The 26,535-nt window shown below is 62.7% G+C and carries 23 protein-coding genes; 14 read left to right on the top strand and 9 right to left on the bottom strand.

Annotated elements, in window-relative coordinates:
- Positions 1-18 precede the first annotated feature (18 nt).
- Both EV688_RS04620 and EV688_RS04615 read right to left on the bottom strand, forming a co-directional pair.
- Complete coding sequence (locus tag EV688_RS04620) at positions 19-2,952, bottom strand: TonB-dependent receptor domain-containing protein (protein ID WP_117317302.1); 2,934 nt, start codon at positions 2,950-2,952, stop codon at positions 19-21.
- Positions 2,953-3,310: 358 nt separating this feature from the next.
- Positions 3,311-4,318 (bottom strand): 3-hydroxyacyl-CoA dehydrogenase, encoded by a 1,008-nt coding sequence (locus EV688_RS04615; RefSeq protein ID WP_117317304.1) that lies wholly within the window; start codon positions 4,316-4,318, stop codon positions 3,311-3,313.
- A gap of 177 nt (positions 4,319-4,495) precedes the next feature.
- Between EV688_RS04615 and EV688_RS04610 the strand changes: the two genes are divergently transcribed.
- The 6 genes from EV688_RS04610 to EV688_RS04585 all read left to right on the top strand — a co-directional run bounded on the left by EV688_RS04610 (position 4,496) and on the right by EV688_RS04585 (position 10,156).
- The gene (locus EV688_RS04610) at positions 4,496-5,263 is read left to right on the top strand and encodes an SDR family NAD(P)-dependent oxidoreductase (protein ID WP_117317306.1); all 768 of its coding nucleotides are present in this window, start codon (positions 4,496-4,498) and stop codon (positions 5,261-5,263) included.
- A 15-nt stretch (positions 5,264-5,278) separates the two neighbouring features.
- Positions 5,279-7,039 carry an FAD-dependent oxidoreductase gene (locus tag EV688_RS04605; protein ID WP_117317308.1) on the top strand — a complete coding sequence of 587 codons (1,761 nt, stop codon included), beginning with the start codon at positions 5,279-5,281 and terminating at the stop codon, positions 7,037-7,039.
- Positions 7,040-7,185: 146 nt separating this feature from the next.
- Positions 7,186-7,995, top strand: coding sequence for a transporter substrate-binding domain-containing protein (locus tag EV688_RS04600; protein WP_117317309.1), 810 nt, complete (start codon positions 7,186-7,188; stop codon positions 7,993-7,995).
- A gap of 82 nt (positions 7,996-8,077) precedes the next feature.
- A complete protein-coding gene (locus EV688_RS04595) occupies positions 8,078-8,752 on the top strand; it encodes an amino acid ABC transporter permease (protein WP_117317311.1) in 675 nt (224 codons plus the stop codon).
- Positions 8,752-9,441, top strand: coding sequence for an amino acid ABC transporter permease (locus tag EV688_RS04590; protein ID WP_117317313.1), 690 nt, complete (start codon positions 8,752-8,754; stop codon positions 9,439-9,441). Before EV688_RS04595 ends, EV688_RS04590 begins: the two co-directional genes overlap by 1 nt.
- Positions 9,419-10,156 carry an amino acid ABC transporter ATP-binding protein gene (locus EV688_RS04585; RefSeq protein WP_117317315.1) on the top strand — a complete coding sequence of 246 codons (738 nt, stop codon included), beginning with the start codon at positions 9,419-9,421 and terminating at the stop codon, positions 10,154-10,156. The genes EV688_RS04590 and EV688_RS04585 overlap by 23 nt, the downstream gene beginning before the upstream one ends.
- 28 nt (positions 10,157-10,184) lie before the next feature.
- On the opposite strand, the gene EV688_RS04580 is transcribed toward EV688_RS04585, so the two are convergent.
- On the bottom strand, positions 10,185-11,321 hold the full coding sequence (locus EV688_RS04580; RefSeq protein ID WP_117317317.1) for an NAD(P)/FAD-dependent oxidoreductase: 1,137 nt from the start codon (positions 11,319-11,321) through the stop codon (positions 10,185-10,187).
- Positions 11,322-11,488: 167 nt separating this feature from the next.
- Between EV688_RS04580 and EV688_RS04575 the strand changes: the two genes are divergently transcribed.
- Both EV688_RS04575 and EV688_RS04570 read left to right on the top strand, forming a co-directional pair.
- A complete protein-coding gene (locus tag EV688_RS04575) occupies positions 11,489-12,433 on the top strand; it encodes a dihydrodipicolinate synthase family protein (RefSeq protein ID WP_117317319.1) in 945 nt (314 codons plus the stop codon).
- Positions 12,433-13,581 carry an NADH:flavin oxidoreductase/NADH oxidase gene (locus EV688_RS04570; RefSeq protein WP_117317320.1) on the top strand — a complete coding sequence of 383 codons (1,149 nt, stop codon included), beginning with the start codon at positions 12,433-12,435 and terminating at the stop codon, positions 13,579-13,581. Before EV688_RS04575 ends, EV688_RS04570 begins: the two co-directional genes overlap by 1 nt.
- A 22-nt stretch (positions 13,582-13,603) precedes the next feature.
- Here EV688_RS04570 and EV688_RS04565 read toward each other — a convergent pair whose 3' ends face one another.
- Positions 13,604-14,218: a cytochrome C gene (locus tag EV688_RS04565; RefSeq protein WP_117317322.1), complete on the bottom strand. Its 615-nt coding sequence runs from the start codon at positions 14,216-14,218 to the stop codon at positions 13,604-13,606.
- Positions 14,219-14,408: 190 nt separating this feature from the next.
- On the opposite strand from EV688_RS04565, the gene EV688_RS04560 reads away from it, so the two are divergent.
- The 3 genes from EV688_RS04560 to EV688_RS04550 are packed head-to-tail and all read left to right on the top strand — an operon-like array spanning position 14,409 to position 16,656.
- Complete coding sequence (locus EV688_RS04560; RefSeq protein ID WP_117317564.1) at positions 14,409-15,116, top strand: AzlC family ABC transporter permease; 708 nt, start codon at positions 14,409-14,411, stop codon at positions 15,114-15,116.
- Positions 15,113-15,427: an AzlD family protein gene (locus EV688_RS04555; protein ID WP_117317325.1), complete on the top strand. Its 315-nt coding sequence runs from the start codon at positions 15,113-15,115 to the stop codon at positions 15,425-15,427. The genes EV688_RS04560 and EV688_RS04555 overlap by 4 nt, the downstream gene beginning before the upstream one ends.
- Positions 15,427-16,656, top strand: coding sequence for an MFS transporter (locus EV688_RS04550; protein WP_205686608.1), 1,230 nt, complete (start codon positions 15,427-15,429; stop codon positions 16,654-16,656). The genes EV688_RS04555 and EV688_RS04550 overlap by 1 nt, the downstream gene beginning before the upstream one ends.
- A gap of 21 nt (positions 16,657-16,677) precedes the next feature.
- Here EV688_RS04550 and EV688_RS04545 read toward each other — a convergent pair whose 3' ends face one another.
- Entirely contained in the window at positions 16,678-17,325 is a 648-nt protein-coding gene (locus EV688_RS04545; RefSeq protein WP_117317327.1) for a peroxiredoxin, read from the bottom strand.
- 173 nt (positions 17,326-17,498) lie between these two features.
- On the opposite strand from EV688_RS04545, the gene EV688_RS04540 reads away from it, so the two are divergent.
- Positions 17,499-17,759 (top strand): YkoF family thiamine-binding protein, encoded by a 261-nt coding sequence (locus EV688_RS04540; RefSeq protein ID WP_117317329.1) that lies wholly within the window; start codon positions 17,499-17,501, stop codon positions 17,757-17,759.
- Positions 17,731-18,297 (top strand): nicotinamide mononucleotide transporter family protein, encoded by a 567-nt coding sequence (locus EV688_RS04535; protein ID WP_162883886.1) that lies wholly within the window; start codon positions 17,731-17,733, stop codon positions 18,295-18,297. The genes EV688_RS04540 and EV688_RS04535 overlap by 29 nt, the downstream gene beginning before the upstream one ends.
- Before the next feature lie 30 nt (positions 18,298-18,327).
- Here the strand turns inward: EV688_RS04535 and EV688_RS17535 are convergent, their stop codons facing one another.
- Together EV688_RS17535 and EV688_RS04525 are read right to left on the bottom strand one after the other, a co-directional pair.
- Positions 18,328-18,861 (bottom strand): high-potential iron-sulfur protein, encoded by a 534-nt coding sequence (locus EV688_RS17535; RefSeq protein WP_205686609.1) that lies wholly within the window; start codon positions 18,859-18,861, stop codon positions 18,328-18,330.
- A gap of 129 nt (positions 18,862-18,990) precedes the next feature.
- Positions 18,991-20,217: an NAD(P)/FAD-dependent oxidoreductase gene (locus EV688_RS04525; RefSeq protein WP_117317333.1), complete on the bottom strand. Its 1,227-nt coding sequence runs from the start codon at positions 20,215-20,217 to the stop codon at positions 18,991-18,993.
- 196 nt (positions 20,218-20,413) lie between these two features.
- Between EV688_RS04525 and recQ the strand changes: the two genes are divergently transcribed.
- A complete protein-coding gene (recQ, locus tag EV688_RS04520; RefSeq protein ID WP_117317335.1) occupies positions 20,414-22,210 on the top strand; it encodes a DNA helicase RecQ in 1,797 nt (598 codons plus the stop codon).
- Between the two features lie 19 nt (positions 22,211-22,229).
- Here recQ and EV688_RS04515 read toward each other — a convergent pair whose 3' ends face one another.
- Positions 22,230-25,358, bottom strand: coding sequence for an efflux RND transporter permease subunit (locus EV688_RS04515; protein WP_117317337.1), 3,129 nt, complete (start codon positions 25,356-25,358; stop codon positions 22,230-22,232).
- On the bottom strand, positions 25,358-26,425 hold the full coding sequence (locus EV688_RS04510) for an efflux RND transporter periplasmic adaptor subunit (RefSeq protein WP_162883887.1): 1,068 nt from the start codon (positions 26,423-26,425) through the stop codon (positions 25,358-25,360). The genes EV688_RS04515 and EV688_RS04510 overlap by 1 nt, the downstream gene beginning before the upstream one ends.
- Between the last annotated feature and the right edge of the window lie 110 nt (positions 26,426-26,535).

Genomic DNA, 26,535 nt, shown 5'->3' with positions numbered 1-26,535 from the left:
GCGCGTCAGACATCGCTATCAGCGTGGACCGAAACCCACGTTAAAGCCAATAAAGAACCGTCTTCCGATCGGATCAAACAGCTGCACGTTGGTGTTGGCATCGCCACCGGCGCGGAAACCGAGCACCGGCGGGGACCGGTCGAACACATTGTTGATTCCGGCATACACCTGAATGCTCTCAGAGACATCGTAGCCGGCGGTCAGGTCAACATAGTACTCCGGATCCAGGGTTCCATTCTCATTCGCAAACGCATCCTCGGCCAGTTCCAGTTCGCCAATATAGCGCAGCTCCGGGGTAATGCGCAGTGGCCCGCTGCGCCAGTTCACACGCACCAGCGAGCGCACGTCCGGGTCGATGCGAACACCATCGCTGGAACAGGAACCGCCGTAGAAACCCGCACAGTCGATCGTTGGCTCACCTGCCAGTACCTGGGTTTCATTGGCAAACTGCCAGGACGTCACGAAGGTGATATCCAGAGTGGCGCCCTGGCCCGGGAGCGACATGAACTCCGGCAGATTGTCCATGGCATAGTTGAGCTGCAGGTCCATGCCTTCCACCCGACGGGTTGCGACGTTCAGCAGAGGCGCGGAGACGCGGTTGATATTGCCGGAGGACAGTCGGTCAATTGACTGACAGGCCGCACTCCCCGCGTCCAGCGTGCGGAAGCACGAATCCACAAGCGCCTGGCCACTGACCTGGGCGATAGCGTCCTTCACTTCTATCTCGTAGTAATCCAGCGACACCGACAGACCCTGCAGCGCCGTGGGCATATACACCAGGCCCGCCGTGAGGGTATCCGAGGTCTCTTCCTCGAGATCCGGGTTGCCACCGCTGATCACATCGAAGCCCTGGCTGGCGCCGACTTCGAGACTGTCGATGTTTGCCTGCGGCACACCCTGCTGCAGGCAGAGTTCTTTCTGCTGCGCCGAGGGATTGCGCACGGCAAGGCAGGGATCGACACCGCCAGTGAATCCGCCCGCCTGGGCACTGAACAGTTCGCTCAGGTTGGGCGCGCGAATCGCCGTGCTGAGACCGGCACGGGCGCGCAGTTCATCGGTAATCTCCCAGTCCAGAGAGGCACTCCAGGCTGTTACGCTGCCAATGGTGGAGTAGTCAGCAAAGCGCGCGGCACCCTCAAGCGCCAGGCTCTGCACCGCAGGCATGTCCTCCAGCAGCGGGACACGCACCTCGGCAAAAGCCTCGACAATGTCGTACTCGCCGCCGTTGACGATCGGCGCCACCTGGACGGCAACAAGATCACCTGACAGTGCCGTTTCATCGGGAACCGTACTGAAGTCTTCCTTGCGGTACTCGACACCGAAGGCGGATGACACCTTGCCAGCCGGCAACTCGAACAGATCGCCCGCAACGGATGCGCCGGCGACCTGGCGCGTGAACTGATCGCGCTGCCCGGTGGAGACACTCAGGAAGTCTGCCATTTCCGGCGTCAGCGCATTCGGGCCGAAGATATTCACCGGCACGCAGTTCAGAAGATCGTTGCGACAGCGCGATTCCCCGTCAACGACCACAGTATCCAGGCCCAGCGTGATACGCGAGCGCGACAGCAGCCCCGCGCGGGTCACATCCTCATCCACCCTCGAGTACTGGTAAAACGCATCCCAGCCCCAGGTGCTGTCATTCAGTTCGAAGGTACCGCGCAGCCCACCCGTCAGGCTGAGAGCCTCCGTCTTGTAGGACACGGTGCGCGGCCCGAATTCCTCAAAGCGCCTGCCGAGGTTGCGCACGGTGAAGACGCCATCACCGTCGGCGTCAAAGAAATCGCGATTGAGCGCAAAGAAATCCTGCAGCGGCTGCGAGAAGAGCGGATTGGTGTCGGCACCGGGAATGAGAACCGTCCCGTTCTCCTGACCGGCACTGGTCGGGGATGTGGACTCCGGCGCCTGCTGAAAGGCGTTTTCCTTCCTTGTGTAATAGGCCTGTCCGTAGGCCTCCACGTTATCATTGATCTGGAACGACCCGAGACTGCTGATCTGCCAGCGCTTCAGAGGCCGCAGCAGGAAGTTGGGCGCCGCGTAGTTGAACTGATCCGTCGGGCGACAGAATGGCAGCGGCTGGCTGTTCTCGCCGAACCTCACACCCTGAACCGGGCCCGGACAGTTGGCGCCGGACAGATCCACACCCTGAATCTGGGAAAACTGCGAGGAGCCAAGGCCAATCAGGCCTTCCGGAATATTGCCAGAGCCAAAGGGCTGAAGAGCCCCGCTCGAGTCGGCCAGGAAGGGCTGCTCTGAAAAACTGCGATCGCCCATGAAGACAGGCTCACGCTCGGTGTAGGATGCATGCAGCACGACATTGCCGCGACCATCAGCAACATTGGCCCCGAAAAGCACATCAACTTTCTCGGTCTCGCCGTCGCCGGCGTCGGCTTCACCGTACTGATAGCGCACTTCCGCGCCCTCGAAATCCTTGCGCAATATGAAGTTGACCGCGCCCGCGATGGCATCGGAGCCATACACGGCGGATGCGCCGCCAGTCACGATCTCGACGCGCTCTATGAGAATGTCCGGGATGGTTGCGAGGTCCGCGACGCCGGTAACGTCGGCGGGCATGAAGCGCCGTCCATCCACCAGCACCAGCGTACGCTCCGCACCCAGGCCACGAAGGTTGGCGGTCAGGGCACCGGAGCCACCGCTCTGGTTCGTGGTACTCGTGCTGTCGGGCGCCAGCTGGGGAAACTTGTTCAGCGTATCTTCCAGGGTCACGTTACCCGAGGACTGTATCTGCTCGAAATCAATCGTCTGCACGGGACTGACCTCGACAAAATCCCGGTCACGGCGCAGGCGTGAGCCGGTGATGACGACTTCCTCAAGGGTTCCGGCCGCTTCCTGCTGCGCATTCGCCGAATAATGAAATCCAGCTCCCGAAATGACAGTGCCGGCGATCAGTGCACGGCGCACGGCCGTCGACAGAATGGTCTGTGGGTGGTTCATGAGTCTACTCCCCGATTTATTGTATGTAACAGCTGCGACAGGTCATGTACCGGCATCACGCCCCGGCGGCTGAGGTCAACATCGCGCGCGCACGACCTGTCGTGATCCTCTGGCCGGCCGGCACGCGCGGCTTCGAAAGCGCATTACCGACCAACTGTACGCAAATATAGTGGCCTCACCAGGCCCCGGGACATCCCTGCAAGAGGGGAAATACGCCGGTTTAGAGGGCTGCGAACGGGTTCAACAGTGGAGCAGCCACCTGCAGCTGTCAATATTTTTGGTCGGATAAAGAACAGATAATCGCCACGCGAACATTTTTATTATAGGATTTCACAACAGCGTTGATGATCTCCGTGCGTCAGTCTGACGCGGTTCCGTCGCTGGGACTGGCCAACGCCAATCTCTGCATGAGGGCCCGGTCACGCCAGGCCACGCGCTGCTGCCACTGATCCAGCGGCAGCAGCGCGCGACGCTGAGCCTCGACCGAGGCGACGAGGTCGGGCGTCCAGGGATCGTCCTGCCCGCGCTCGGCACCCATGCGCGCATAGGCAGGCCCCAGTTTTTCGGCGTGGGCGGCGATGCCGCCCCGGGTATTCAGATCCACGGTCTCGAAGGGACCGACCACAGACCAGCGCAGGCCGAGCCCGAGGCGCACCAGCGTGTCGATGTCTTCTACGGACGCGACACCATCACGTACCAGACAGTAGGCTTCCCTGAGCATGGCCCCCTGCAGACGATTGAAAACGAAGCCCTCGACTTCCCGCTGCACGCGCACGGGATGCAGGCCGGCCCTGCGCGAAAACGCCTCGGCACGCAGCACAAGATCCGGGTCGGTGAATTCAGCAGGGACCAGTTCGATGACGCGCAGCAGATACGGCGGATTCCCCGGATGGGCGACCAGACAGCGGGCAGAGCCCGGCAGTGCCGACGCAAAGCGGGACGCCGGCATGGCCGAGGAAGAACTGGCAAGAATCGCATCCACCGGCGCACAGCGGTCGAGTCGCGCGAACAATTCCCGCTTCAGCTCAAGATTCTCCGGTGCGCATTCCTGCACCCACTGCACGCCGTCCACGGCATCTTCGAGGTTTTCGGCGGCACGGATATTCCCCAGAACCTGTGTGTCGGTCGCAGTGACAAGTCCCGCGTCACGCAGCGATCCGAGGTTGCGACGGATCTGCTCAAGGGCCGCTGCAAACGCGTCGGGGAACTCGTCGTACAGTCTCACCGACAGACCCGACAGCGCATATTGCAGGGCAAAACCCGAACCGATGCTGCCGGCGCCGATGATCGCGACAGGCGCATCGCTGCCTTGCCCCCCGTCTGTGGCAGTGCTACGAGCGGCGGAAGCTGCGGTTGTCGTGTTCATGGTCGGCGATCCCTGGCAAAGAGCGCGGTATGCTCTTGCAGCGGATCATCGGGTGTCAAGCGCTTCCGGCCCGGGATTCCCCGGGTTTTCGGCCACCACCCTGGATAACAGTGGCGCGAAGCTGCCCGCAGGGCGCAGGAAAACTCACCACACAACTGCTTCACAGGAGAACATGGAATGCAGGACCTGACCGATCGCATTATTCTACTCACCGGTGCTTCAAAGGGCATCGGCGCAGCCACGGCGCGATTCCTTGGCGCAGCCGGCGCAACGCTGATCGCACATTACGGATCGGACAGGGACGGCGCGGTCGCGGCCACGGCGGATATTCCCGACGAGCGCAAGCTGCTGGTGCAGGCTGACCTCGCCAACCCCGACGACGTCGAACGCCTCTGGGCAGAAGCCTGTGGCTGGAAAGGCCATATCGACGTCCTGGTGAACAATGCCGCAGTGATGATCGGCAACGGCAGCGTGGATGAAGACCTCGAAAACTGGGATGCTGCCTGGGAAAAAAGCATGCAGATCAATGTCCTGGCGCCGGCGCGGATGCTGCGCCAGGCGGTGCGGCACTTCCGCGAGGTCGGCGGCGGCAGCATCATCACCATCTCCAGCTGGGCGGCCCAGCGCGGCGTCGGCAACCCCGCTACCATTGCCTATGCCGCCTCCAAGGCTGCGATACGTGCGGCGACGCAGACGGTGGCCAGGAACTACGCCAGCGAGGGCATTTACGCCTACATCATTGCGCCGGGCGTGGTTCGCACACGACTGTCGGAAGATTTCGCGCGCAGCCAGGGCGGCGAGGACAAGGTCACGGCGGGACTGGCCATGGGCCGCTGGGTGGACCCCGAGGAAATCGCGGACCTCGTAACCTTCCTCTGCAAAGGTAGCGCTCCCAGTCTGTCCGGAGGCACCATCGACATCAACGGCGCCAGCTACATACGCTGAGCCCAGGAACATACCATGCGCATTCACACAGCAGGCATTCATCGGGATTCCGACCCTCTCACCTTCGACTTCGAGGGCACTCCGGTCACGGCGTACGCGGGCGAGTCCGTTGCCGCCGCGCTGGTCTCTGCCGAACAATGGCACTGGCGCGAAACCCGCAGCGGCGAGACCCGCGGGCTGTTCTGCGGCATGGGAGTCTGCGGCGAATGCACCGTCTCGGTGGACGGCAGCGCACGGCGCGCCTGTCTCGAGATGGCAAGACCCGGGCTGCAGGTGACGCGGCAACCTGCACGCCGCGCCGTCGCCGAGAGTGCGGAGACGCCACCTGAACGCCACTGGCAGACCGTCGAGACAGACGTGCTGGTGGTCGGCGCAGGCCCCGCGGGCCTGGCGGCAGCGGCTGCCGCGGCGCGCGCCGGTGCCCGCGTGACAGTCGTCGACGAGCGCGCCAAGGCCGGCGGCCAGTACTTCAAGCAGCCGGGCGATGGCTTCGACATTGCCGAAGCCCGGCTCGACCACCAGTTCCAGGAGGGCCGCCAGCTGTATCGCGATGCCGCGGCTGCTGGCGTCAGCTTTATTTTCGGTGCAACCGTCTGGGGCGCCTTCACGCCCCGGGAAGTTGCGGTGGTCACAGAAGATACCTGCAGCATGATCCAGGCGCGACGATTGATCCTTTCACCGGGCGCCTACGAGCGGCCGCTGCCGTTTCCGGGCTGGACACTGCCCGGCGTCATGACAACCGGCGCCGCTCAGACACTGCTGCGCGCGTATCAGACCGCGCCGGGGCAGCGTGTTCTGGTCGCCGGCAACGGTCCACTCAACCTGCAGGTGGCGCGGGAGCTGAGTGCGGCCGGTGTCGATGTCGTGGCGGTGGCGGAGCTCTCGCGGCGACCGGGCCCGACGCTGGTCGGACCGCTCCTGCGCATGCTGCGCAATGGCCCGGGCCTGGTCGCCGATGGCATCGGTCACCTCACGGCACTGTTGCGTCGGCGGGTACCCGTGCTGCATCAGCACGTGATCTGCAGCGCGGAAGGCGATGGCAAGGTCACCCGTGCCAGTGTGGTGAAAATAGATGCAGAGGGACAGCCGCTGCGCGGCACTGAAGTCAGCTTCGACGTCGACGCCGTCTGCATGGGCTACGGCTTCCTGCCACAGTCTGAGCTGGCACGGGCGCTGGAGTGCCGACACGACTACGATCCGGTCACCGGCGTTCTCGCAATCCAGCGCGGCCTGGACAGCAGGACCAGCGTCAATGACGTCTTTGTTGCCGGCGATGCCGGCGGCCTTGGCGGAGCGAAAGTCGCCCAGGCCCAGGGCACACTCGCCGGGACCGCCGCGGCCGCAGACCTGGGCCTTGAGGGCGACAGCACAGAACACGTCACCCGGGCTCGCGCCCTCGCCCTGCGTCACCAGCGTTTTCAGACCGCGCTGTGGCAGGTCTACGCCGCACCGGATGTCGGGCTGGCGCTCAGCACACCGGAAACGATCATGTGCCGCTGCGAGAGCGTCCGCCGCGACACACTGGCAGCCTGTTTTGCCAGCGGCGTCGCGGGAATTGGCGCGGTAAAACGTGAAACCCGCGCGGGCATGGGTCGCTGCCAGGGACGCTATTGCGCGGCACTGCTGGCAAAAATGGCCGGCCAGGCCGGATTTGAGGTCGCCGTGGAGAGCGACCTGTTCGCGCCGCGCACGCCCTTCAAGCCCATGCCGATCGGCAGCCTGGCGACAGCCTACGACGCGTCCCGGCCGCCCGATCGCGAGGCCGAGGCCCGATGACAGCTTGACAGCCCAGGGCTTGTTCACCAGAATAAACGTACGCTATGAGAACGAGTGTTACGCATTTTTTATCCGCGGGACGGTAACGCTGCAACACAGCGCCCGCTCGGTATACAATAATTCCCGCCCCACCGGAGACGTGAACCATGTTGCGAAAAGTTTCTCGCTGGCTTTCTGTGGCCGCCCTGGCCCTCTGCACCGTTGCCGCCCAGGCGCAGATGCGATCCCTGGACGACATTGTCCGCGATGGCACGATCCGCGTTGGCGTCAACCCGAACTTCCCGCCGATGTCCTCTTACGGCAGAACCAATGAAATTGAAGGGTTTGATGTCGATGTCGCCCGTCGCATTGCCGAATTGCTTGACGTCAAGGTACAGCTGGTGCCCACCGCCACGGCTCAGCGCGTTGCCTTCCTCACCTCCGGCCGCATCGATATCGCGCTGGGCGCACTTACCCGCACCCCCGCCAGAGCGCGACTGATCGACTTCACCGCGCCCCTGCACACGGAGTCCATGAGCGTTCTCACCACCGATCGTATCGACGCCAAAAGCTGGCGCGATCTCGATTCCAGCGACATTACCCTGGTCAACATGCGCGGTAACCTTTCCGTGGAGCTCCTGAAAGACAAACTGCCCAAGGCCAAGGTTCTGCTGGTGGACGGCAACGCCGATACCGTGAGGGCGCTTGCCCAGGGTCGTGCCGATGCACTGGTCGAAAATACCGACCTGTTCATGAACTTCACCCGCACCTACCGCAACGTGAACTGGCGGGTTCTGGATGAGTCCATTTACGTCGCCTACTGCGGGATCGGGCTTGCCAAGGGCAACAGCGATCTGCGGCACTTCCTCAACATCGTCCTTTACGACCTGCACACCAGTGGCTTTATCAACGAGCGCTGGGAACACTGGTTTGGCGCTCCGATGAGCGTGCCGGTAGAGGCACAGCCGTACTTCTGATACGCCGGCAGATCACATGCGCCATCCCTGACAGGGTGGTGCGGCCCCATTCTTCACACAGCAGGCGGCAATCCGGAACGGCATGAATTATACGTTTCAGTTCGGCGAAGTCATGGCAGAGCTGCCCTACCTCCTTGGCGGGGCTCTGGTGACGCTGCAGATCGTGTTCTTCACCTTTTTCCTCGGTGCAGTGCTCGGGCTGATGGGCGCACTGGGCAAGGTGTATGGCCCGACTCCGTTGCGCAAGGCGATATCCGCCTATGTCATTTTCATCACCAACACGCCGGCTCTGGTGCAGATTTTTGTCCTCTATTACGCGCTCCCGGATGCCGGCATTCTGCTCAGCTCCATGGCAGCCGTGCTGATCGGCCTGACGCTCAACTCCACCGCCTATCTCACCGAGATCATACGGGCCGGTGTGGTTTCGGTGCGCCAGGCAGAGATGGACGCCGCCATTGGCCTTAACATGACCCGCCTGCAGATCCTGCGTTATGTCATGCTCCCGCATATTGCAAAAACGATTTTTGCGCCCCTCTCCAACTTCTTTATCTGGTTGATGCTGGGCAGCTCCATCGCCGCGCTGTTCGGTGTGGAAGAGCTCACCGGGCGCGCCATCAATGTCAGTTCGGTGAACCTGCGCACGATAGAGACCTTCTCGGTCGTCGCCGTGATCTACATCGGACTGACGCTCATTGCCAGCATGTCGCTGGCGCTTCTGGGTCGCGTCGCCTTCCGCGTCAAGGCCAGGGTATTCTGATGTTCGAGAGACTCCTTTTCGAAGCGCCGGACTTCTTCACCTACTACAACGTGATATTCCTGCTGGAAGCGGCCGCCCGCACACTGGGCATGACGCTGATCGGCTGCACGGTCGGTTTTATCGCCGGCCTGCTGATCGCGGTGCTCCGGCAGTCGGTAAATCCGTGGACATTACCCCTGCGCGTCATTGCGATCGCCTACGTCGAGACCTTCCGGCGCATCCCCTTTCTGGTCATCATATTCATCGTCCTGTATGCCATACAGCCGCTGATGGAAAACGCATCCCTGCTGACCATCGCCACCATCGCCATCTGCCTCGTGTCCACGGCGTTCCTCTCGGAGATTGTCCGTGCCGGGCTGGAATCGGTGCCGAAACAGCAGATAGAAGGCGCGCGCACGCTCAACTTCGGCGCGGCGCGCACCCTGTGGTATGTGGTTCTGCCCCAGGCCTGGCGGGTCATATTGCCGCCGGCCATCGCGTTTGCCGTCATGTTCATCAAGGACACGTCACTGGCATCGCACATCGGCGTGGTCGAACTGACCTTCTCGGGCAAGATGTTCGTCAACCGCGGCTTTTCGCCGCTGCTGGGGTTCGGTGCCGTACTGGTACTGTACTTCCTGCTGTCCTACCCACTCAGCCGTCTCGGCACCTATCTGGAGAAGCGCCTTGACCCATCTCGACGTTCGTGACCTCGCCTGCTCCTACGGCTCGGAAAAAATCCTCAAGGGAGTCACCCTGAGCGCAGAAAAGGGCGAAGTCGTCAGCCTGATCGGGCCTTCGGGCTCCGGCAAGAGCACCCTCCTGCGCGCACTGGTGGGCCTCACCCTGCCAAGCGCTGGCGAGGTACGCGTCGCCGGCAAGGCCGTGGACTACAGCAGCCGCAAGAGCGTTCGTGAGCTGCGCTCGCAGCTGGCGATCGTGTTCCAGCAATACAACCTGTTCCAGAACATGACGGTGATGCGCAACGTCACCATCGCACCGATAACGATCAAGAAACGGCCAAAGGCCGAGGTGGAAGCGCTGGCAGCCGAGCTGCTGGCGCGGGTCGGTATGGAAGCCAAGCACGACGCCTACCCGGAGGAATTGTCCGGCGGACAGCAACAGCGGGTGGCGATTGCCCGCGCACTGGCGCTGCAGCCCGAGATCCTCCTGCTCGACGAGGTAACCTCGGCCCTGGATCCGGAGCGGGTGAACGAGGTGCTCGACACCATCCGTCGCCTAACCGACGAGGGCATTACCATGCTACTCGTCTCCCATGAAATGTCGTTTGTCCGGGAAGTGTCCACGCGGGTTGTCATGATGGATGACGGCAAGGTAGTCGAAACCGGGACGCCATCACAGATTTTCGATTCGCCCACCCACGAACGCACCCGGGACTTCGTCGGCATGATTCTCAAGCACTGACGGCAATCGCCGTCAGTGCCGCTGCGTCTCAGCGCACGCCGGGCGCGAACGCCGCGGCGTCTATATCGAGAGGCGGCGCCACACCCTGCACCATGCTCGCCACCAGTCGGCCCGCCGCCGGACCGGCGGTAAACCCCATCCAGGGTACATAACCGAGGAAGGCACCCGGCAGTCCGGGCAGTTCACCGATAACCGGCATCCAGTCGTGCGTACCGTTTACCGTCGCGGCCCAGGTCCGCACGATATTGACAGGTGCGAGCTGTGGCAGGATTTCCAGCGCCAGACCAAGATTCGGCCCAACGGAGTAAGGGTCGGCGATCGGCCGCCGCTGGCTGTCGAAGCGGGCCGGCCAGCCGCCGCCCACAATAATGCTGCCAACCGCGGTCTGCTTCATGGTCAGCGGCGCGCGCGCGTAGTAAAGAAGGTGCTGGATCAAAGGCTCTACCGGCTCCGTCACGCTGACCTGTATCGGGAAACCCTGAAGGGGCAGATCGACACCCAGCATGGCGGCGATGCGTCCGGCGTCGGCTCCGGCCGTGTTTACCAGACGGGCCGCCGTATAGGTGCCGCGGTCAGTGGTCACCTCGTAGCCGCCGCCAGTGCGCCGGATATCCGTGACCGAGGTTCGCGGCATGATGCGCGCGCCGATGGCAGCCGCGGCGCGGGCGAAGGCCGGCGCCGCGATCAGCGGGTTGGCCTTGCCCTCTGCCGGACAGTAACCCGCACCTACCATGCGCCTGGACACGTAGGGCGCAAGCGCCCGCAGACCCTGTGCGTCCAGTACCTCACTGTCCAGACCGGCCTCGCGCTCTAGGCTGACCTTGCGCGCAATATCGCGCATCTGCTGCTCATTGGCCGCCAGCAGCAGCCCCCCGCCCACCTTCACCTCGAGATCGACACCCAGCGTATCGCCCAGCCCCTCCCAGAGTCCTATCGACGACCGGAGCAGACGCAGCGCCGGCAGAAACATGCGTGCCCAGGCATCGCCATGCTGCAGATACGTATCGTGCGGGATCTGCCCGTGCAGGCTGCCGGAATTGGTGCCCGAGGCCTGGGTATTGAGGTCGCCAGTCTCGACCAGGGTCACCGCCACGCCGTCGCCGGCGAGATAGTAAGCCGCGGCGCAGCCGATGATTCCGCCGCCAATAACGATGACATCTGTCATGAGGTTTCTCTCGGAAGGGGGATGGAATAGACTTTAATGTGCGCTATGCTAACGCGTGTCCGGCATGTGCTTGCAACATCGCAGCCGCTTTTCGCGGATTTTACCGCATCCTAAAATCAATCACGCAAAAGGAGCGCCGAGGCGTAGGTCGGCGTTAATACAACCTGATGTCTAAAACATTTCTAGGAAGCTACACGGTCGCCGTCACCCCATTCACCGACGATGGCGAAGCCGTTTGCGTCGAGTCATTGAAACGCTATATCGACTGGCAGGTTGAATGCGACGTCCCCGGCATCATCATGCTGGGTACTACCGGGGAATTTCTCTCGATCAGCGACGAGGAACGCCGACTGGTCGTGGAAACCAGCGTCGAGCATGCGGCGGGACGCCTCGACATTCTCGTTGGCAGCATGGATGCCAGCACCCGCAAGGCGGTCCGCTACAGCCGCGAGGCGAAAGAGATGGGCGCTGACGGCCTCATGATCGTGCCGCCCTATTACTACACGCCCACCGAAGACGAGATTTTCGCCTATTACCGGGCGATTGCCGAGGCGGTCGACCTGCCGATCATGCTGTACAACAACCCCTTCACGTCCAACGTCGATATGTCGGCCGCGCTGGTCGCACGCCTGACCAAGGCGTTTGACAACATTCGCTACATCAAGGAAGCCAGCTGCGATGTCGGCCGCGTCTATGACATCGTCGAGGCCACAGACGGCGTCATGAATGTCTTCGCGGGAGAAAGGCCGGTGGAGAGCTATCTCCTCGGCGCTGTCGGTTACGTCAATCCCTATGGCAACTATCTTCCCTACAGCACGAAGCGCATCTGGGATTTCCTCGTTTCGGGGCGCACGGAAGACGCCGCGTCCATCCAGCACATTCTCAACCGGATTGATCACATCATCGCCGAGGGCCATCCCACCTACGGCCACCAGTGCTACTCGAAAGCGCTCAGCGCCGCCGCCGGCTATCCCACCGGCGACGTGCGCCCGCCGCTGACGCGATTCAGCGACCTTGGTAGCGAAGGTCAGGAGCGGCGCGATAAAGTGAAGGCGCTGATGGCCGAGATGGATGCCCTCATGCTCAAACTCGACGCAAAAACGGAGGCCTGATGGGCACAAACGACAGCACACAGGAAACCGGTACCGGGCAGATGCCCGCCCTGTTCACACCCTTTACGTTGCGCGACGTCACTTTTCGCAACCGACTTGTGGTTTCGGCGATGTGCCAGTACGCCTCCGAGGACGGCTTTATCAACGATGAGTGGCACCTCGCGCATCACGGCCGCTTTGCCCTTGGCGGCGTTGGCGGCGCGATTCTCGAGGCCAGCGGGGTCACCGCCGAAGGCAGGATAACTCCGGGCTGCCTGGGCATTTACAAGGACGAGCACGTACCAGGCCTTAAGAAGGTCGTCGACATCTATCACGCCCAGGGCATCCCCGTGGGCATACAGCTTGCGCACGCGGGTCGCAAGGCCAGTGCGGCAACGCCCCTGAATGGCGCCAAACCACTGGTAGACAGCGATCCGGATGCCGCCTGGCAGGCTGTAGCCCCGAGCGCCATCCCACTCACCGAAGACTGGCCGACACCCCACGCCCTTGAGGCCAGCGAGATAGATGACCTGATCGTGTCATTTGCCAACGCCACCCAGCGAGCGCTTGACGCGGGTTTCGATTTTGTCGAGATCCACGGTGCCCATGGCTACCTAATACACAGCTTTCTGACCCCGCTGTCAAACCAGCGTGGGGACCAGTGGGGCGGTGACCTCGCCGCACGCATGCGCTTCCCCCTCGCCGTCACCGACGCGGTCAGAAAGACGGTGCCCAAGGGCTATCCGGTCTTTTACCGTGCCTCTTCGGTTGACGGCGTCGACGGCGGTATGGAACTGGAAGACACGATCGAGCTCTCCCGGCAACTCAAGGCCCGCGGCGTGGATCTCATCGATTGCTCTTCCGGCGGTATTACCGGAGCCTCGGGCCGTGCCAAGGCGCCGCCATCACCGGGCTACCTGGTCCCCTACGCCCGCGCGGTCCGCGACGGGGCCGACATGCCAACCATGGCGGTCGGGCTGATCACCGAAGCGGAGCAGGCAAACAGTGTGGTTGTGGACGGTAATGCCGACCTCGTAGCCATGGCGCGGGGACTGTTGGCGGATCCCAACTTCCCCTATCACGCCGCCATCGAGCTGGGTCATCCGGAGCCGCACACCCTGCTGCCGGCAATGTACGGCATGGTCCTCAAACGCCGCAACTCCGGCTGAAGCACGCCACCCGGACGCCGACTCACTCGCGTCGCTGATACAGTCCAACATGCACGTAGGGTGCCGATGCCGGTGTCCCTGCGCGCACCCTGCGCGGCACGCGATGCTCAAGAGGCTCGATATTCTTCAGGTAGCGGGCAATGGCCAGCGCGTCTGACGCCCTCAGTCGTGCGTAGTTCTGCCAGGGCATGACAGGCAGGGCGCGGCCACCGTGTCGATCCATCCCGCCACGCAGCAGCCGCACCAGATCGTCCTCGGTCCAGGCGCCGATACCGGTCTCGTCATGCGGCGTGATATTGGGCGGATAGACAATCGCCGGATACCGATCGCGCATGGGATCGGAAATGGCGATCCCGACGCGGGACCCGGCAAGGGAGCGATCGCTGTCCGGGGCGCCGAGCAACGCACCGTCAGTGTGGCAACTGGCGCAACCGAGCAGGCTGACAAGGTATCGACCGCGCTTGACGTCAGGGTCATCGGCACTCTGCACAGCCTCTGGAACGTCTACGACCAGGGCGTTGTCGACCGGCAGATAATCGTCGAGGTAGCTTTCCGGGTCCTGGGCATGTGCGGAAGCGACAGGCAGCAGCAGAGCCAGCGCGGCGAGGGTTCTGAAGCAGGGGTGTTTGAGAATCATGGTGTGTCTCCGGCATCGACTCCTGATGACTGTAGCGTCTGCCACGCCGGAGTGCTAGCACCAGCGCTCTGTTCGGCGGTGTTCCGGCAATCTCGGCTGGCCAGTCCCGGACCGAGTCGCTAAGCTACGCGTCCCTGGAGCTTACCTATGAAACCTGTCCATATCTCTCACTGGCAGACCGGTGGTCGCCGTGCCTGACATTGTTGCACCACAACTGACTGGCGCCGACATACGCCGGGGTTTCTGGCGAATTCTGCCCATCTCCCTGTTTGTCTTCGTGTTCGGGCTGGCCTTTGGCGTCGCCGCCCTGCAAAGCAACATGGCCAACGTCGAAGTGATGCTGATGAGTATCACCGTCTTCGCCGGCACCGTGCAGTTCGCCGTGCTCGACATGTGGGGCGCGCAGGTGCCGATCCTGCCGTTACTGCTCACCACCCTCGCTATCAACAGCCGCATGCTGCTCATGGGCGCCAGCCTTTATCCCTGGCTGCGACTGCTGCCCGTGCGGCGCCGCTATGCATCGCTCATCACGCTCTCGGACGCCAACTGGGCCATGACGCTCAACGATCTGCAGCAGGGGCGCAACAACCTTGGCACCCTGGTCGGCGGTGGTATCGCGCTGTGGACCTGCTGGCAGGCGGGAACGCTGACGGGGCTGTTGCTCGGCTCGGGCATCAAAGACCCGAAAAGCATTGGCCTGGACATGGTGATGGGCTGCTTCATGCTGTCGATGGTCATGGTGGGCAAGCGCAACCTGCGCAAGAGCCTTGCCTGGGGTCTGAGTGCCATCGCCGCCTACGCGGCCTACCGCTGGCTGCCCCCGAACACCCATGTGATTGTTGGCGCACTCGCAGGAGGAACGGTGGGCATTTTCTGGCTGGAGACACCCAAGCAATGATGTCCACCGAAGGCTACGGCGTTTATCTGGTCATTGCGCTGATGGCACTGGTCATGCTGTTTACCCGCTTCGGCGGCGTATTCATCACCGGACTGCTGCCACTGCGGCCCCGGGTCATGAGCTTTATTGACGCCATGTCGGGCTCGGTGCTGGTGGCCGTGCTCGTGCCAATCGCGGTTGAAGCGGATATGGCCGGACGCCTGGGGATGCTGGCAACCGCCGGCGTCATGCTGCTTACCGCAAGACCCATGGCAGGCGTCAGCCTTGGCATACTGGTAACGGCCCTGATCCGCTTTGGAGGAATGTCCTGATGGCTTCGCGACTGCCCGCAACGGTTTACCTGCTCATGAGCCTGCAGGCCCTGTCCATGTGTATCGCGCCGCTGTATTTCCTGACCGGTGGCCTCGTCGGCAACGACATCGCCCCGCGTCCGGGCCTGGCCACCCTGCCCATTGCGATGGTGATTATCGGCACTGCGGTTTCCGTGGTCGGCGTCACGCGATTGATGGCGCGGGTCGGCAGACGTGCGGTCTTCGCGCTGGGTTCGCTGCTGGGTAGCGCCAGCGGCGTTGTGGCAGCCTGTGCGCTGGTGCTGGGGCATTTCGGTCTGTTCTGCACTGCGGGCCTGGTCGCCGGGATCAGCATCGCCGCAGCACAGCAGTACCGCTTCGCGGCGATTGAAACCGTCTCGCCCATGCTCGCCGGCAAGGCGGCATCGCGGGTCCTGCTGGCGGGCCTGGTCGCCGCCTATCTGGGGCCGGAACTGGTGGTCTGGGGCGGGTCTGTACCGGGACTGGAAGCGCTGACGCCGGCAATCGACAGCCATCGACCGTTTGTCGGCGCGTTTCTCCTGCTGTCCGGCATCAACCTCCTGGCCATGGCCATTGTACTCACCGGCTACCGCAACCGGCATGCGCAGGCCGGCGAGGAGACCGCAGAGGCACGGCCGCTGGCCACGATTCTGCGCCAGCGGCCCATCTGGCTGGCGATTATCGCTTCTGCCATGGGCTACGCCATGATGAGCTTCATGATGACGGGCACCCCGCTGAACATGCACGCGGTGAACGGACACAGCCTGCTCGACACGAAGTGGGTCATCCAGTCACATATTGTCGCGATGTATGCGCCGGCACTTTTCTCGGGCTGGCTGATCACCCGCCTGGGGCATCGGACGGTTATTGCGCTCGGCGGTGCCGCCTACCTCGTGTGCCTGGCCATCGCACTTTCCGGACAGCACCTGATGCATTACTGGTGGGCCATGGTGCTGCTGGGCATCGGCTGGAACTTCATGTTTGTCGGCGGCACCGCACTGCTGCCGCTCTGCCACCGACCCAGCGAGCGCTTCAGGGTTCAGAGCGCCAATGAGTTCGCCGTGTTCGGCTCACAGGCTGTCGCCGCCCTGAGCGCCGGCTGGGTGGTGAACCTGCATGGCTGGGATGCCATGGTGGGGCTGTCGTTTCTGAGTGTGCTCGCCGTCTGCCTTGTACTCTGGATCAACCGGCGTGGCCTGCCGCGGTCGGAGGCGGCGGTCGCCGGTTGACCGGTGGCCCTTTGGGCGGTCTCAGGCCCTGGTCTTGCGCAGGTAGGGGAAGATCGTCTCGAACTCGCCGAACTTCTCTTTTGCGTCGGCATCGGACACGCTCGGCGGAATGATCACGTCCTCACCTACCACCCAGTCTGCCGGCGTCGCCACACCGCGTTTCTCGGTGTACTGCAGCGCGTCGAGCGCGCGCATGATCTCGGAGAAATTGCGCCCCACAACCATGGGATAGGTCATGGACAGCTTGAGCTTCTTGTCTGGCCCGATGATGAACACGGAGCGCACGGTGGCGCTGTCCGCTGCCGTGCGCCCGTCGGGCAGATAGGCTTCTGCGGGCAGCATGTCGAAGGCCTTGGCAACCGCCAGATCCGTGTCTGCGATGATGGGAAAGCCGACCGTCGCACTGCAGTAGGACTCGATATCGCCAATCCACTTGCGGTGGTCGTCCACACCGTCAACAGACACGCCAATGGCCTTGGTGTTGCGCTTTGCAAACTCATCGGCAAGCTGCGCAACGGCACCGAATTCTGTGGTGCACACCGGCGTGAAATCCTTGGGGTGAGAAAAGAGAATCGCCCAGCTGTCACCAATCCAGTCATGAAAAGAGATGGAGCCTAGACTGGATTCGGCGGTGAAATCGGGTACTGTATCGTTGATTCGCAATGACATGGTGAATCTCCTGTATTTCGCGTATGCGGTGGTGTGGCGCACCACCAGGCAGCGCGAAGTATAGGCGCCATTGAGCCGGTTTTCGACCGTCCCCGCACAAGGGCTTCGGGTAGCGAGCGCAGTCCGATCCTACCCGGACTTTTTTCGACACGGCCAGGGAGTGCCGCCAGAATATGCTGACTGTTGAGCTGAGTTTCTACCCGCTCACCCGCGCCTACGAGCAGCGCGTGATCGACTTTATCCGCCGGCTGCGCGAGCACCCTGAATTGCGCCTGCAGACTGGCGGCATGAGCACGCTCATCAGCGGTGATCACGACACTGTCTTTGACCTTCTGCGTGACGCCACGCGTGATTTCAATGCCGGCGACGACACCTGTATTTTTGTCGCCAAATTTCTCAACAGGGATGCGTTTGATACACCGCGGATCGACTGATGCGACGCTGGAGATTGCAGCGGTCGGTTTCAGCATTGCCTTCACGCTGCTGTATCTGCGCGGCGCCGTGCCAGTGTGCTATGTGGCCGCTTTCTTTGGCTCGGTGCTGTTTGCAATCCTCTGCTGGCGAAAACACATCTTTGCCGAAAGCGCACTGCATGTGTTTTACGTCGGGATGGCCGTGTACGGCCTGCTTGCCACCGGCGACGACTGGCGCATTGTCAGCTGGCCGCTGGCCGAGCACCTCCCCTGGCTGCTGACGGGCGCCGTTGCGACGGCTGCTGTCGGTTACCTGCTGAGCCAGAACCCGCTTGCACACACGCCATGGCTGGACGCCTTCACGACTGTCTTCAGCCTGATAGCGACCTGGCTGATGCTTGCCTATGTCCACGAGAACTGGCTGTACTGGATGGTTATCGACAGTGCAGCCGTCGCGCTATACGCCCTGCGCCGACTCTATCTCAGCGCGGCCCTCTTCGTTCTCTATCTTGCCATGGCAGTCGACGGCTATTTTCCGCAGATCAGCTGGTTCTCCTAGAGGGCCACGGACGGCAGTGATACCTGCAGGTCAGGCACTCACCGGCGCGTAGGCTGTGCACCAGCCGGTTGCCTTGACCGCCTTGCCGGCAAAGATCGCACAGGGACCCCAGTCATCACCGTCCTTGCCCTGATACACCTGGCAGTTGGAGCACGCCTGACCTTCCTTGTAGCGGGGGTTCTTGCTCGGATCGACATCGCTTGCGATGTGCTTGTAGTTCAGTGACTTCGCCTGCGTATCGTCTTCACTCAGCTGCGGCAAACCGCCACTGTCGCCGGAGCCGCCAGCATCATTCTGTGCCATCTGCTCGCTCTCAGCAGCCGCCTGCTGGGTGGCAGCCTCGGGCTCTGCCGTCTCAGACATCGCTTCATTGGCGGTGTCGGCCGATGGCGTTGCCGGATCCGGTCGGGTGGCCGGTGCATCTTCAGCGCTGGCCGCGATCGTCGGTGCAGACGGCTCCTCGCTGGAGCAGGCAACGAGGCCCGCAAACGGCAGCATGACGGCACCGCCGCCCATCAGCGTAAGAAAACGACGGCGTTGCGTAATCGGTTGATCCTGCTTCATGGTGCTGTCTCCCCTGCAGTGAATGTCTGGATTAGGTGTGTCCGGACTGCATAGACACATGCTCGGTACGGTTATACCCGCCTTTCTGGACCATACCAAGAGAAAACTTGGCCTGCACTGCGCCGCCGATCAACCCTCGAACACAGCTTTCAACTCCAGCGACTCGTCCGCGAGCGCTGCCGGCGCCGGTCTGGAGCCGTCAAGGACAGCGCGTTTGGCAGCCATGAAATCCCGGGGCCGGTTAATGGCATCCGCGGCAACAAGCCGCCCGCCGGACAGGTAAAACAGGCTGAAACTGCGGCCCTGAGCGATATCTCCACGCACCACCACCTCATCGTAACCGGCAGAAAGCCCCGCAATCTGTAGCTTGATATCGTACTGATCCGACCAGAACCACGGGAGCGCGTGATAGGCGACAGGGTTGCCCGCCACAGTCTTCGCAGCGGTGCGCGCCTGCTCGTTGGCATTCTGGACAGATTCAAGACGTAGCCAGCGATCGTACACCGGATTGTAGTGACGCGTGCAGTCGCCCGCCGCCACGATGTGGGTATCCGAGGTTCGCGCGAATTCGTCGACGACGATGCCGTCATTGATCTCAAGGCCGGCGGCTTCCGCCAGCGACGTGTCGGGCACCACGCCGACACCGACAATCGCCAGGTCCGCCGCAAATTCACGGCCGTCGCTGCAGGTGACGCCGGTCAGGGTACCCTCCCCATGAAATGCGCTGACGGTCGTATCCGTCACGACAGTCACCCCCTCTTCCTCGTGTACCCGGGTGAAGAACGCGGAGACCTCCGGGGCGGTGACGCGCTGCAGGACCCGCGACATCGCCTCAAGCACGGTGACCTGCATCCCCGCCGAGCGCAGCGACGCTGCGGTTTCCAGGCCGATATATCCGCCACCGACGATCACCGCCGAGCTGCCTGGCTTCAACCCGGCCCTTATCGCATCGACGTCGCGCATGTCACGGAGATAATGCACGCCACTCAGGTCACTGCCGGGCAGGCTGATACGACGCGGCAGGGCGCCGGTCATCAGTGCGAGTCGCGTGTAGGCCAGGCTGCTGCCGTCGCTCAAGGCAACACGCTGCGCCTGCCGATCGATGCTCTCTGCCCGCACTCCCAGGCGCAGGACTATCCCCTGGGCGTCGTAGAAATCCCGCGGGCGAATGGCCAGCGAGGCTGCGTCCTTGTCACCGATCAGAGCGGCCTTCGAGAGGGGCGGGCGATGGTATGGGGGATGCGCCTCTTCTCCCACCATCGTGATAGAGCCCTCCCAGCCTTCCTGCCTGAGCGTCGCAGCCATACTGGCAGCCGCGTGACTGGCGCCGATAATGACGCAGTGTTGATCTGTCATGGAAACCCTCTGAGTTCTTCGGTTGACCCATCATGCACCCCCGTCGATGCCTCCGGCGGGTCGTCGGTGCCGCAAAACTGATAATCTAGCACACTGGGAAACGATCTCCGCAGAGGCACGTCAGTGACCAGCACACAAGGTCTGCAAGAGCGATGTCGATGACCACTCGCGGGCAGGCACAGGGTATACTCGCGCCATGACAGCCGCACTCGAAACACTGCGCGCCGTATTCGGCTACGAAACCTTCCGCGAGCCCCAGGATGCGATTATCGACGGCGTCATCAATGGCCGCGACGCGCTGGTAATCATGCCGACCGGCGGCGGAAAATCACTCTGCTACCAGATTCCCTCCCTGGTCCGCCGCGGCTGCGGGGTGGTCGTCTCGCCGCTGATTGCCCTCATGCAGGATCAGGTTGACGGCCTGCGCGAACTCGGTGTGAACGCCGCATTTCTCAATTCGAGCCTCGACAGCCAACAGGTCCGGGAGGTGGAGAGCGCCCTGCAGGGTGGCCAGCTCGATCTGCTGTACGTGGCGCCCGAGCGTCTCGTGCAGCCGCGCACCCTGGACCTGCTGTTGCGCTGCGATATCGCGCTGTTCGCAATAGATGAAGCACACTGTGTGTCACAGTGGGGGCACGACTTCCGCGCCGACTACCTGCAGCTGAACCTGCTGCACGAGCGCTTCCCCGATGTGCCACGCATCGCTCTCACCGCCACAGCGGACGCCCGCACACGTCGGGAGATAGCCATCCGGCTTGATCTGGAGGATGCCCGGCACTATATCGCCGGCTTCGACCGACCCAACATCCGCTACCGCATCGCGCTCAAGCAGAATCCGCGCCAGCAGCTGCTGGCCTTTCTGCGCAGCGAGCATGCCGGGGATGCCGGCATCGTTTACTGCCTGTCGCGGCGAAAAGTCGAGGAAACGGCGCGCTGGCTGCAGGAAGAGGGCATACCGGCACTGCCTTACCACGCCGGTCTGCCGGCGGCGGAACGTTCAGCAAACCAGTCACGCTTCCTGCGTGAGGAAGGTCTGGTCATTGTCGCCACCATCGCCTTCGGCATGGGAATCGACAAGCCCGACGTACGATTTGTCGCCCACCTTGACCTGCCGAAAACCGTGGAGGCCTACTACCAGGAAACCGGCCGCGCCGGTCGTGACGGCCTGCCCGCCAACGCCTGGCTGGTATACGGCCTGCAGGACATCATCAAGCTGCGCCAGATGATGGACAACTCCGCCGGCAGCGAAGAGCACAAGCGCGCGGAACAGCAGCGACTGAACGCCATGCTCGGGCTGTGCGAAATCACCAGCTGCCGGCGCCAGGCGCTGCTGCACTATTTCGGCGATACCCTTAGTGATCCCTGCGGCAACTGCGACACCTGCCTGCAGCCGGTGGAAACCTGGGATGGCACCGAGGCCGCCCAGAAGGCCCTCAGCGCCGTATACCGCACGGGGCAACGCTTTGGCGTCAGCCATGTGATCGACGTCCTGCGCGGCCTGGAAAACGAGCGGGTACTGCAGCTCGATCATCACCGGCTCGGTGTATTCGGCATCGGAGCCGACCTCGGGGCCAACCCGTGGCGTTCGGTCTTTCGCCAGCTCGTGGCGCGCGGCTACCTGAGTGTGGATATGGAGCGCTACGGCGCGCTCAGACTGCAGGAAAAAGCGCGTCCGCTGCTGAAGGGCGAGGAATCGCTCGCCCTGCGCAAGGACAGCAGCCCGGCGACGAACACACGCCAGAAAACCCGGCAGACGCTGCCGGAGGATATCGACATCACACTGTGGGAAGCGCTGCGCGAGTGCCGGCGTCAACTCGCCGAGGAACAGGGCATACCGCCGTACATCATATTCCACGACAGTACGCTGCAGGCCATGTGCCTGCAGCGTCCGCGATCCATGGCGGCCTTCGGGAAACTGCCAGGAGTGGGCACGCGCAAGCAGGAAAAATATGGCGACGCCTTTCTGCAGGTGATCAACGACGCCGCGACCTGATCCGCCAGCGTCACCGATTTCAACCGGCGGGCTGAACCTCGGGCAGCGGATCGCCAGCCTGGCGTTCGGCCGGCTCTGTCGGCGTTACAGCGTCGGTGACGGGCGCGCGCGATGCTATGGCACGGTAGGCTGCCGGCACCACGTACAGCGACAGAAACGACCCCAGCAACATGCCGCCAATCACCGCAAGACCCAGCGGCACCCGGCTCTGGGCACCCGCTCCCAGCGCAAGCGCAATCGGCAGGGTACCAAGCACCGTGGAGAGCGTCGTCATGAGAATGGGTCGGAATCGCGCCGCTGCCGCGTCCTCGACGGCCTCCGCGACGGACAATCCGGCTGCGCGACGCTGGTTGGCGAACTCGACGATAAGAATACCGTTCTTCGTGACCAGACCAATAAGCATGATAAGGCCGATCTGGGAGAAGATATTCAGCGTCTGGCCGAAATACCAGAGGGCAACGAGGCCCCCGGTTATCGCCATGGGAACGGTCAGCATGATTGCCAGTGGATCGCGGAAACTTTCAAACTGGGCACACAGCACCAGGTAGATCAGCAGCAGCGCAAGAACGAAGACAAACAGCAGGCTGCTGCCGGTATCGGCGAATTCCCGCGACTGCCCGGCCAGCTCCGTGTTGAAGGTGTCGTCCAGCACGTCGTCCGCGATTTCCTGCATCGCCCGAATGCCGTCACCAAGTGAGGTCCCATCCGAGAGGTTCGCCGAGAACGTGGCTGCGGAGAAGCGGTTGAAACGGAACAGCACCGGGGCCGATGTCTGTTCGCGCACGGTGACGAAGTTTTCGGCCGGCATGAGCGTGCCGTCGCCAGAGCGAACCTGCAGCCGCGACAGGTCGAGCGGATCGTTGCGCGCCTCGCGCAGGAACTGCCCGATGATTTCGAACTGTTCACCGTCGCGGAGAAAGTAGCCATAGCGCTGACCGCTCAGGGAGGCCTGCACGACATCGGCGATCTGGGCAACATCAACGCCAATGGCATCCGCCCGCTCACGATCGATATCCAGCACCAGCTCCGGCTGGTTGAACAGCATGTCAACGTCGACGAAGCTGAAGGCCGGATGCTCGCGCGCCCGGGCAAGAAAATCCGGAATGATCTTGCGCACTTTCTCAATATCAGTGCTCTGCACCACAAACTGCACCGGCAATCCACGCCCGCCCCCTGTATTGATGGTCTGGGGCTGGCGAACCGACGCCTGCACGGAGCTGACGTTGGCCAGTGCCCGCGCCACGATGCCCGCGAGTTCGTCCTGACTTTGTTCACGCTCGGCGGCAGGCTTGAGGATCACCCGGGAGAAACCGGTGTTCGTGGTTGTAGAGGCACCGAAGCCGGGCGATGTCACGGAAATGGAAGCGTCGAGGGCGTCGGGGATAGCGGCCTTTATCGCCGCATCCACTTCGTTCATCGCCTCATACATGTAATCGTACCCGGCGCCCTGCGGCCCCTTGGTCTGAACCACGAGCATATCGCGATCCTCAAGCGGTGCGAGTTCCTCAGGCAGGCTGCGATAGATGACCACCAGTATCGCCAGACAGCTCAGGAGAATCACCGGCGCCATCCAGCGCCGCGCCAGAAAGCCCTGCAGCGACCGGCGATAGACATTCGCCATATTCTGGAACATTGGCTCCGTTGCCCGGTAGAACGCCGGATGACGTGCCCGGTTCTTGAGAAAACGGCTGCACAGCATGGGTGCCAGCGTCAGCGCCACAAACGAGGAAATCACCACCGCTGCTGCCAGCGTGACGCCGAACTCCCGGAACAGGACGCCAGTGAGACCGCCGAGGAAAATCAGCGGTGCAAACACCGCCACCAACGACAGGGTGGTTGCAATGATGGCGAAGAAGATCTCCCTGACCCCGTCGACGCCTGCCTGGCGCGGCGACTCACCGCGCTCGATCCGCTTGTAGATGTTCTCGACCACGACAATCGCGTCATCCACGACCAGGCCGATGGCCAGCACCATCCCGAGCAGGGTGAGTACATTGATCGAGAAGCCGGCAACGTAAAGCACGAAGAACGTGCCGGTGAGGGCAATGGGAATGGTAACGATGGGGATCAGCGTGGTGCGCCACTCCCGCAGGAAGACAAAGATCGTCGCGCACACCAGCAGCAGCGCCACCAGCAGCGTCTGGATGACCTCGGTAATACTCGCTCGAATGAAAGTGCTGGTATCGAAGCCGATAGCGACATCGACATCCGCCGGCAGGTCGCGCTTGATCAACTCGAGACGGCGGTAGAACTCGTCGGCAATCGCGATCTGGTTCGCCCCGCTCTGGGGCCGCAACACCACGCCCACCATGGTCACGCCGTTGCGCCTGAGCACGGTGCGTTCATTCAGTGGCCCGAGCTCGGCGTAGCCGACGTCACGGAAACGCACCACACGATCGCCCTCGCGCTTGATCACGCGCTGATTGAACTCCTCGGGATCGGTACCCAGACGACTCAGGGTGCGGATATTCAGGTCGATGGTGTCGCCCTCGATACGCCCGGTTGGCAGCTCGACATTGGCACCGCGGAAGGCCTCGCGTACGTCGATCGCGGTGAGGCCGTGCGAGGCCAGCGCGTCCGGATTGAGCCAGAGGCGCATGGAGTATTCCTTGTAGCCCCAGATATCCACCTGGCCAACGCCGGATATCGTTTCGAGCCGGGACTTGAACAGGTTGTCGGCTATGGCGCTCAGATCCAGCAGGCTGCGCTGATCACTGCGGACATTCAGAAATATGATGGGGTCGCCGTCTGCGTCCGCCTTGGAGACAGTGGGCGCCTCGGCGTCTTCGGGCAGGCGGCGCACGGCTGCGGATACGCGATCGCGGACATCGTTGGCGGCGCGGTCGATATCGTCCCCCAGCTTGAACTCCACCGTGACCGTACTGCGCCCCTCGCGGCTGACAGAGGTCATGGTCCGGATGCCGGAGACGGAGTTGATTTCCTCCTCGAGTCGCTCGGTGATCTGGTTCTCGACCACCGTGGCGTTGGCGCCCGGGTAAGACGACTGCACAGAGACAATGGGCCGCTCGGCGAGGGGGAATTCCCGGATGGCGAGTTCGCGCATGCCGATAACGCCGAACACAATGATGATGATGGACATGACGACCGCGAGAACCGGCCGCTCGATGCTCAGTTCATGCAGGCGCATCAGCTGGTACCCGCCGCATTGCGAATATCAACCCGCTGCCCGTCACGCACGCTTTGTATGCCCTGCGTGATGACCTCGTCGCCAGCCTGCAGGCCCTGCAGTATCTGCACATGCGAGTCGCTGCGCACACCGGTTTTTACCTCTGTGCGTACAGCGACGCCGTCCTGGACAGTGAATACGGAGACGTCTTCCAGGCTTTGCAGCACGGCTACGCTGGGCACCAGCAGGGCCGCCTCTTCGCGATTTATCAGCTCTACCCTCGCATAGTTGCCCGGCAGCAACTTGCGCTCGCCGTTGGCCACATCCGCGCGCACCATAATGGTTCGCGTATTGATATCCACCCGCGGGCTTATCGCACGCACCCTCGCGCTGAACGGCTGATCATACCCCGACACCCATAAACTCAGTGACATGCCAACCTCCAGCAAGGCCTGATAGCGCTCCGGAACGCTGAAATCCACCTTCAGGTCTTCGATGGTCTGCAGAGTGGTTATCAGGGTATCGGCCTCGATAAGATCCCCGAGGCTGACCTCGCGTAAACCCAGGGTGCCGGAGAAGGGGGCGAGCAGCTGGGTTTTTTCCAGACGCACCGCCAGCCGCCGCTCTTCCGCCTTGAGCACCTCACGCCGGCTCACCGCATCATCGCGTTCACTCGCCGTCACGGAACCGGAAGCAAAGAGGTTCTGCAGGCGCTCGGCATTGGTTTCTGCCAGCGCCAGCTGCTCGCGGACGGAGCTGAGTTCGGCGGCGAGCTCGCCCGACTCGATGCTGACGATCAGTTCGCCCGCTTCGACTCGCTGACCATCCGTGAACGCAATGTTGTCGATCTTGCCGCGCAACTCGCTCTTGATGTCGATGGAGCTGTCTGCGATGAGGGTGCCGTTGAAGGTCAGCCGGCTCTCGAAGGGGGCGGCCTCAAGCCGCACTGTTTTGACCGCCGGCGCCCCATTGCGGGCACCATTGTCTGACGTATTCGTCGTCTCCCCGGACAGAAGCGGAGACACCTTGGGCCAGGCGACAACGCCAGCGACGGCGACGAGCACAACAGCAGCAATGGCTTTTTTCATTGTTTTCCCGGTCAGTTTTCCAATAGAACACATCTGCGGCGCGCTGGCCGCAGATCACAAGCCCGCAGTGTTGCGATACCGTTACGGCACGCGATGCAGATCAGACTCCT

The sequence above is a fragment of the Chromatocurvus halotolerans genome (assembly GCF_004340525.1).
In the GTDB taxonomy this organism is placed as follows: domain Bacteria; phylum Pseudomonadota; class Gammaproteobacteria; order Pseudomonadales; family Halieaceae; genus Chromatocurvus; species Chromatocurvus halotolerans.
This window is presented reverse-complemented; position numbering and strand designations above follow the sequence as displayed.

Excerpts from the sequence above, each read along its gene's own strand:
- EV688_RS04525 (WP_117317333.1), bottom strand. The coding sequence starts at position 20,217 with ATGACAGATCAACACTGCGTCATTATCGGCGCCAGTCACGCGGCTGCC.
- EV688_RS04595 (WP_117317311.1), top strand. The coding sequence starts at position 8,078 with ATGAATTATACGTTTCAGTTCGGCGAAGTCATGGCAGAGCTGCCCTAC.
- EV688_RS04575 (WP_117317319.1), top strand. The coding sequence starts at position 11,489 with ATGTCTAAAACATTTCTAGGAAGCTACACGGTCGCCGTCACCCCATTC.
- EV688_RS04605 (WP_117317308.1), top strand. The coding sequence starts at position 5,279 with ATGCGCATTCACACAGCAGGCATTCATCGGGATTCCGACCCTCTCACC.
- EV688_RS04590 (WP_117317313.1), top strand. The coding sequence starts at position 8,752 with ATGTTCGAGAGACTCCTTTTCGAAGCGCCGGACTTCTTCACCTACTAC.
- EV688_RS04555 (WP_117317325.1), top strand. The coding sequence starts at position 15,113 with ATGATGTCCACCGAAGGCTACGGCGTTTATCTGGTCATTGCGCTGATG.
- EV688_RS17535 (WP_205686609.1), bottom strand. The coding sequence starts at position 18,861 with ATGAAGCAGGATCAACCGATTACGCAACGCCGTCGTTTTCTTACGCTG.
- EV688_RS04580 (WP_117317317.1), bottom strand. The coding sequence starts at position 11,321 with ATGACAGATGTCATCGTTATTGGCGGCGGAATCATCGGCTGCGCCGCG.
- EV688_RS04610 (WP_117317306.1), top strand. The coding sequence starts at position 4,496 with ATGCAGGACCTGACCGATCGCATTATTCTACTCACCGGTGCTTCAAAG.
- EV688_RS04545 (WP_117317327.1), bottom strand. The coding sequence starts at position 17,325 with ATGTCATTGCGAATCAACGATACAGTACCCGATTTCACCGCCGAATCC.
- EV688_RS04600 (WP_117317309.1), top strand. The coding sequence starts at position 7,186 with ATGTTGCGAAAAGTTTCTCGCTGGCTTTCTGTGGCCGCCCTGGCCCTC.
- EV688_RS04620 (WP_117317302.1), bottom strand. The coding sequence starts at position 2,952 with ATGAACCACCCACAGACCATTCTGTCGACGGCCGTGCGCCGTGCACTG.
- EV688_RS04515 (WP_117317337.1), bottom strand. The coding sequence starts at position 25,358 with ATGCGCCTGCATGAACTGAGCATCGAGCGGCCGGTTCTCGCGGTCGTC.
- EV688_RS04615 (WP_117317304.1), bottom strand. The coding sequence starts at position 4,318 with ATGAACACGACAACCGCAGCTTCCGCCGCTCGTAGCACTGCCACAGAC.
- EV688_RS04570 (WP_117317320.1), top strand. The coding sequence starts at position 12,433 with ATGGGCACAAACGACAGCACACAGGAAACCGGTACCGGGCAGATGCCC.
- EV688_RS04550 (WP_205686608.1), top strand. The coding sequence starts at position 15,427 with ATGGCTTCGCGACTGCCCGCAACGGTTTACCTGCTCATGAGCCTGCAG.
- EV688_RS04565 (WP_117317322.1), bottom strand. The coding sequence starts at position 14,218 with ATGATTCTCAAACACCCCTGCTTCAGAACCCTCGCCGCGCTGGCTCTG.
- EV688_RS04540 (WP_117317329.1), top strand. The coding sequence starts at position 17,499 with ATGCTGACTGTTGAGCTGAGTTTCTACCCGCTCACCCGCGCCTACGAG.
- recQ (WP_117317335.1), top strand. The coding sequence starts at position 20,414 with ATGACAGCCGCACTCGAAACACTGCGCGCCGTATTCGGCTACGAAACC.
- EV688_RS04535 (WP_162883886.1), top strand. The coding sequence starts at position 17,731 with ATGCGTTTGATACACCGCGGATCGACTGATGCGACGCTGGAGATTGCA.
- EV688_RS04510 (WP_162883887.1), bottom strand. The coding sequence starts at position 26,425 with ATGAAAAAAGCCATTGCTGCTGTTGTGCTCGTCGCCGTCGCTGGCGTT.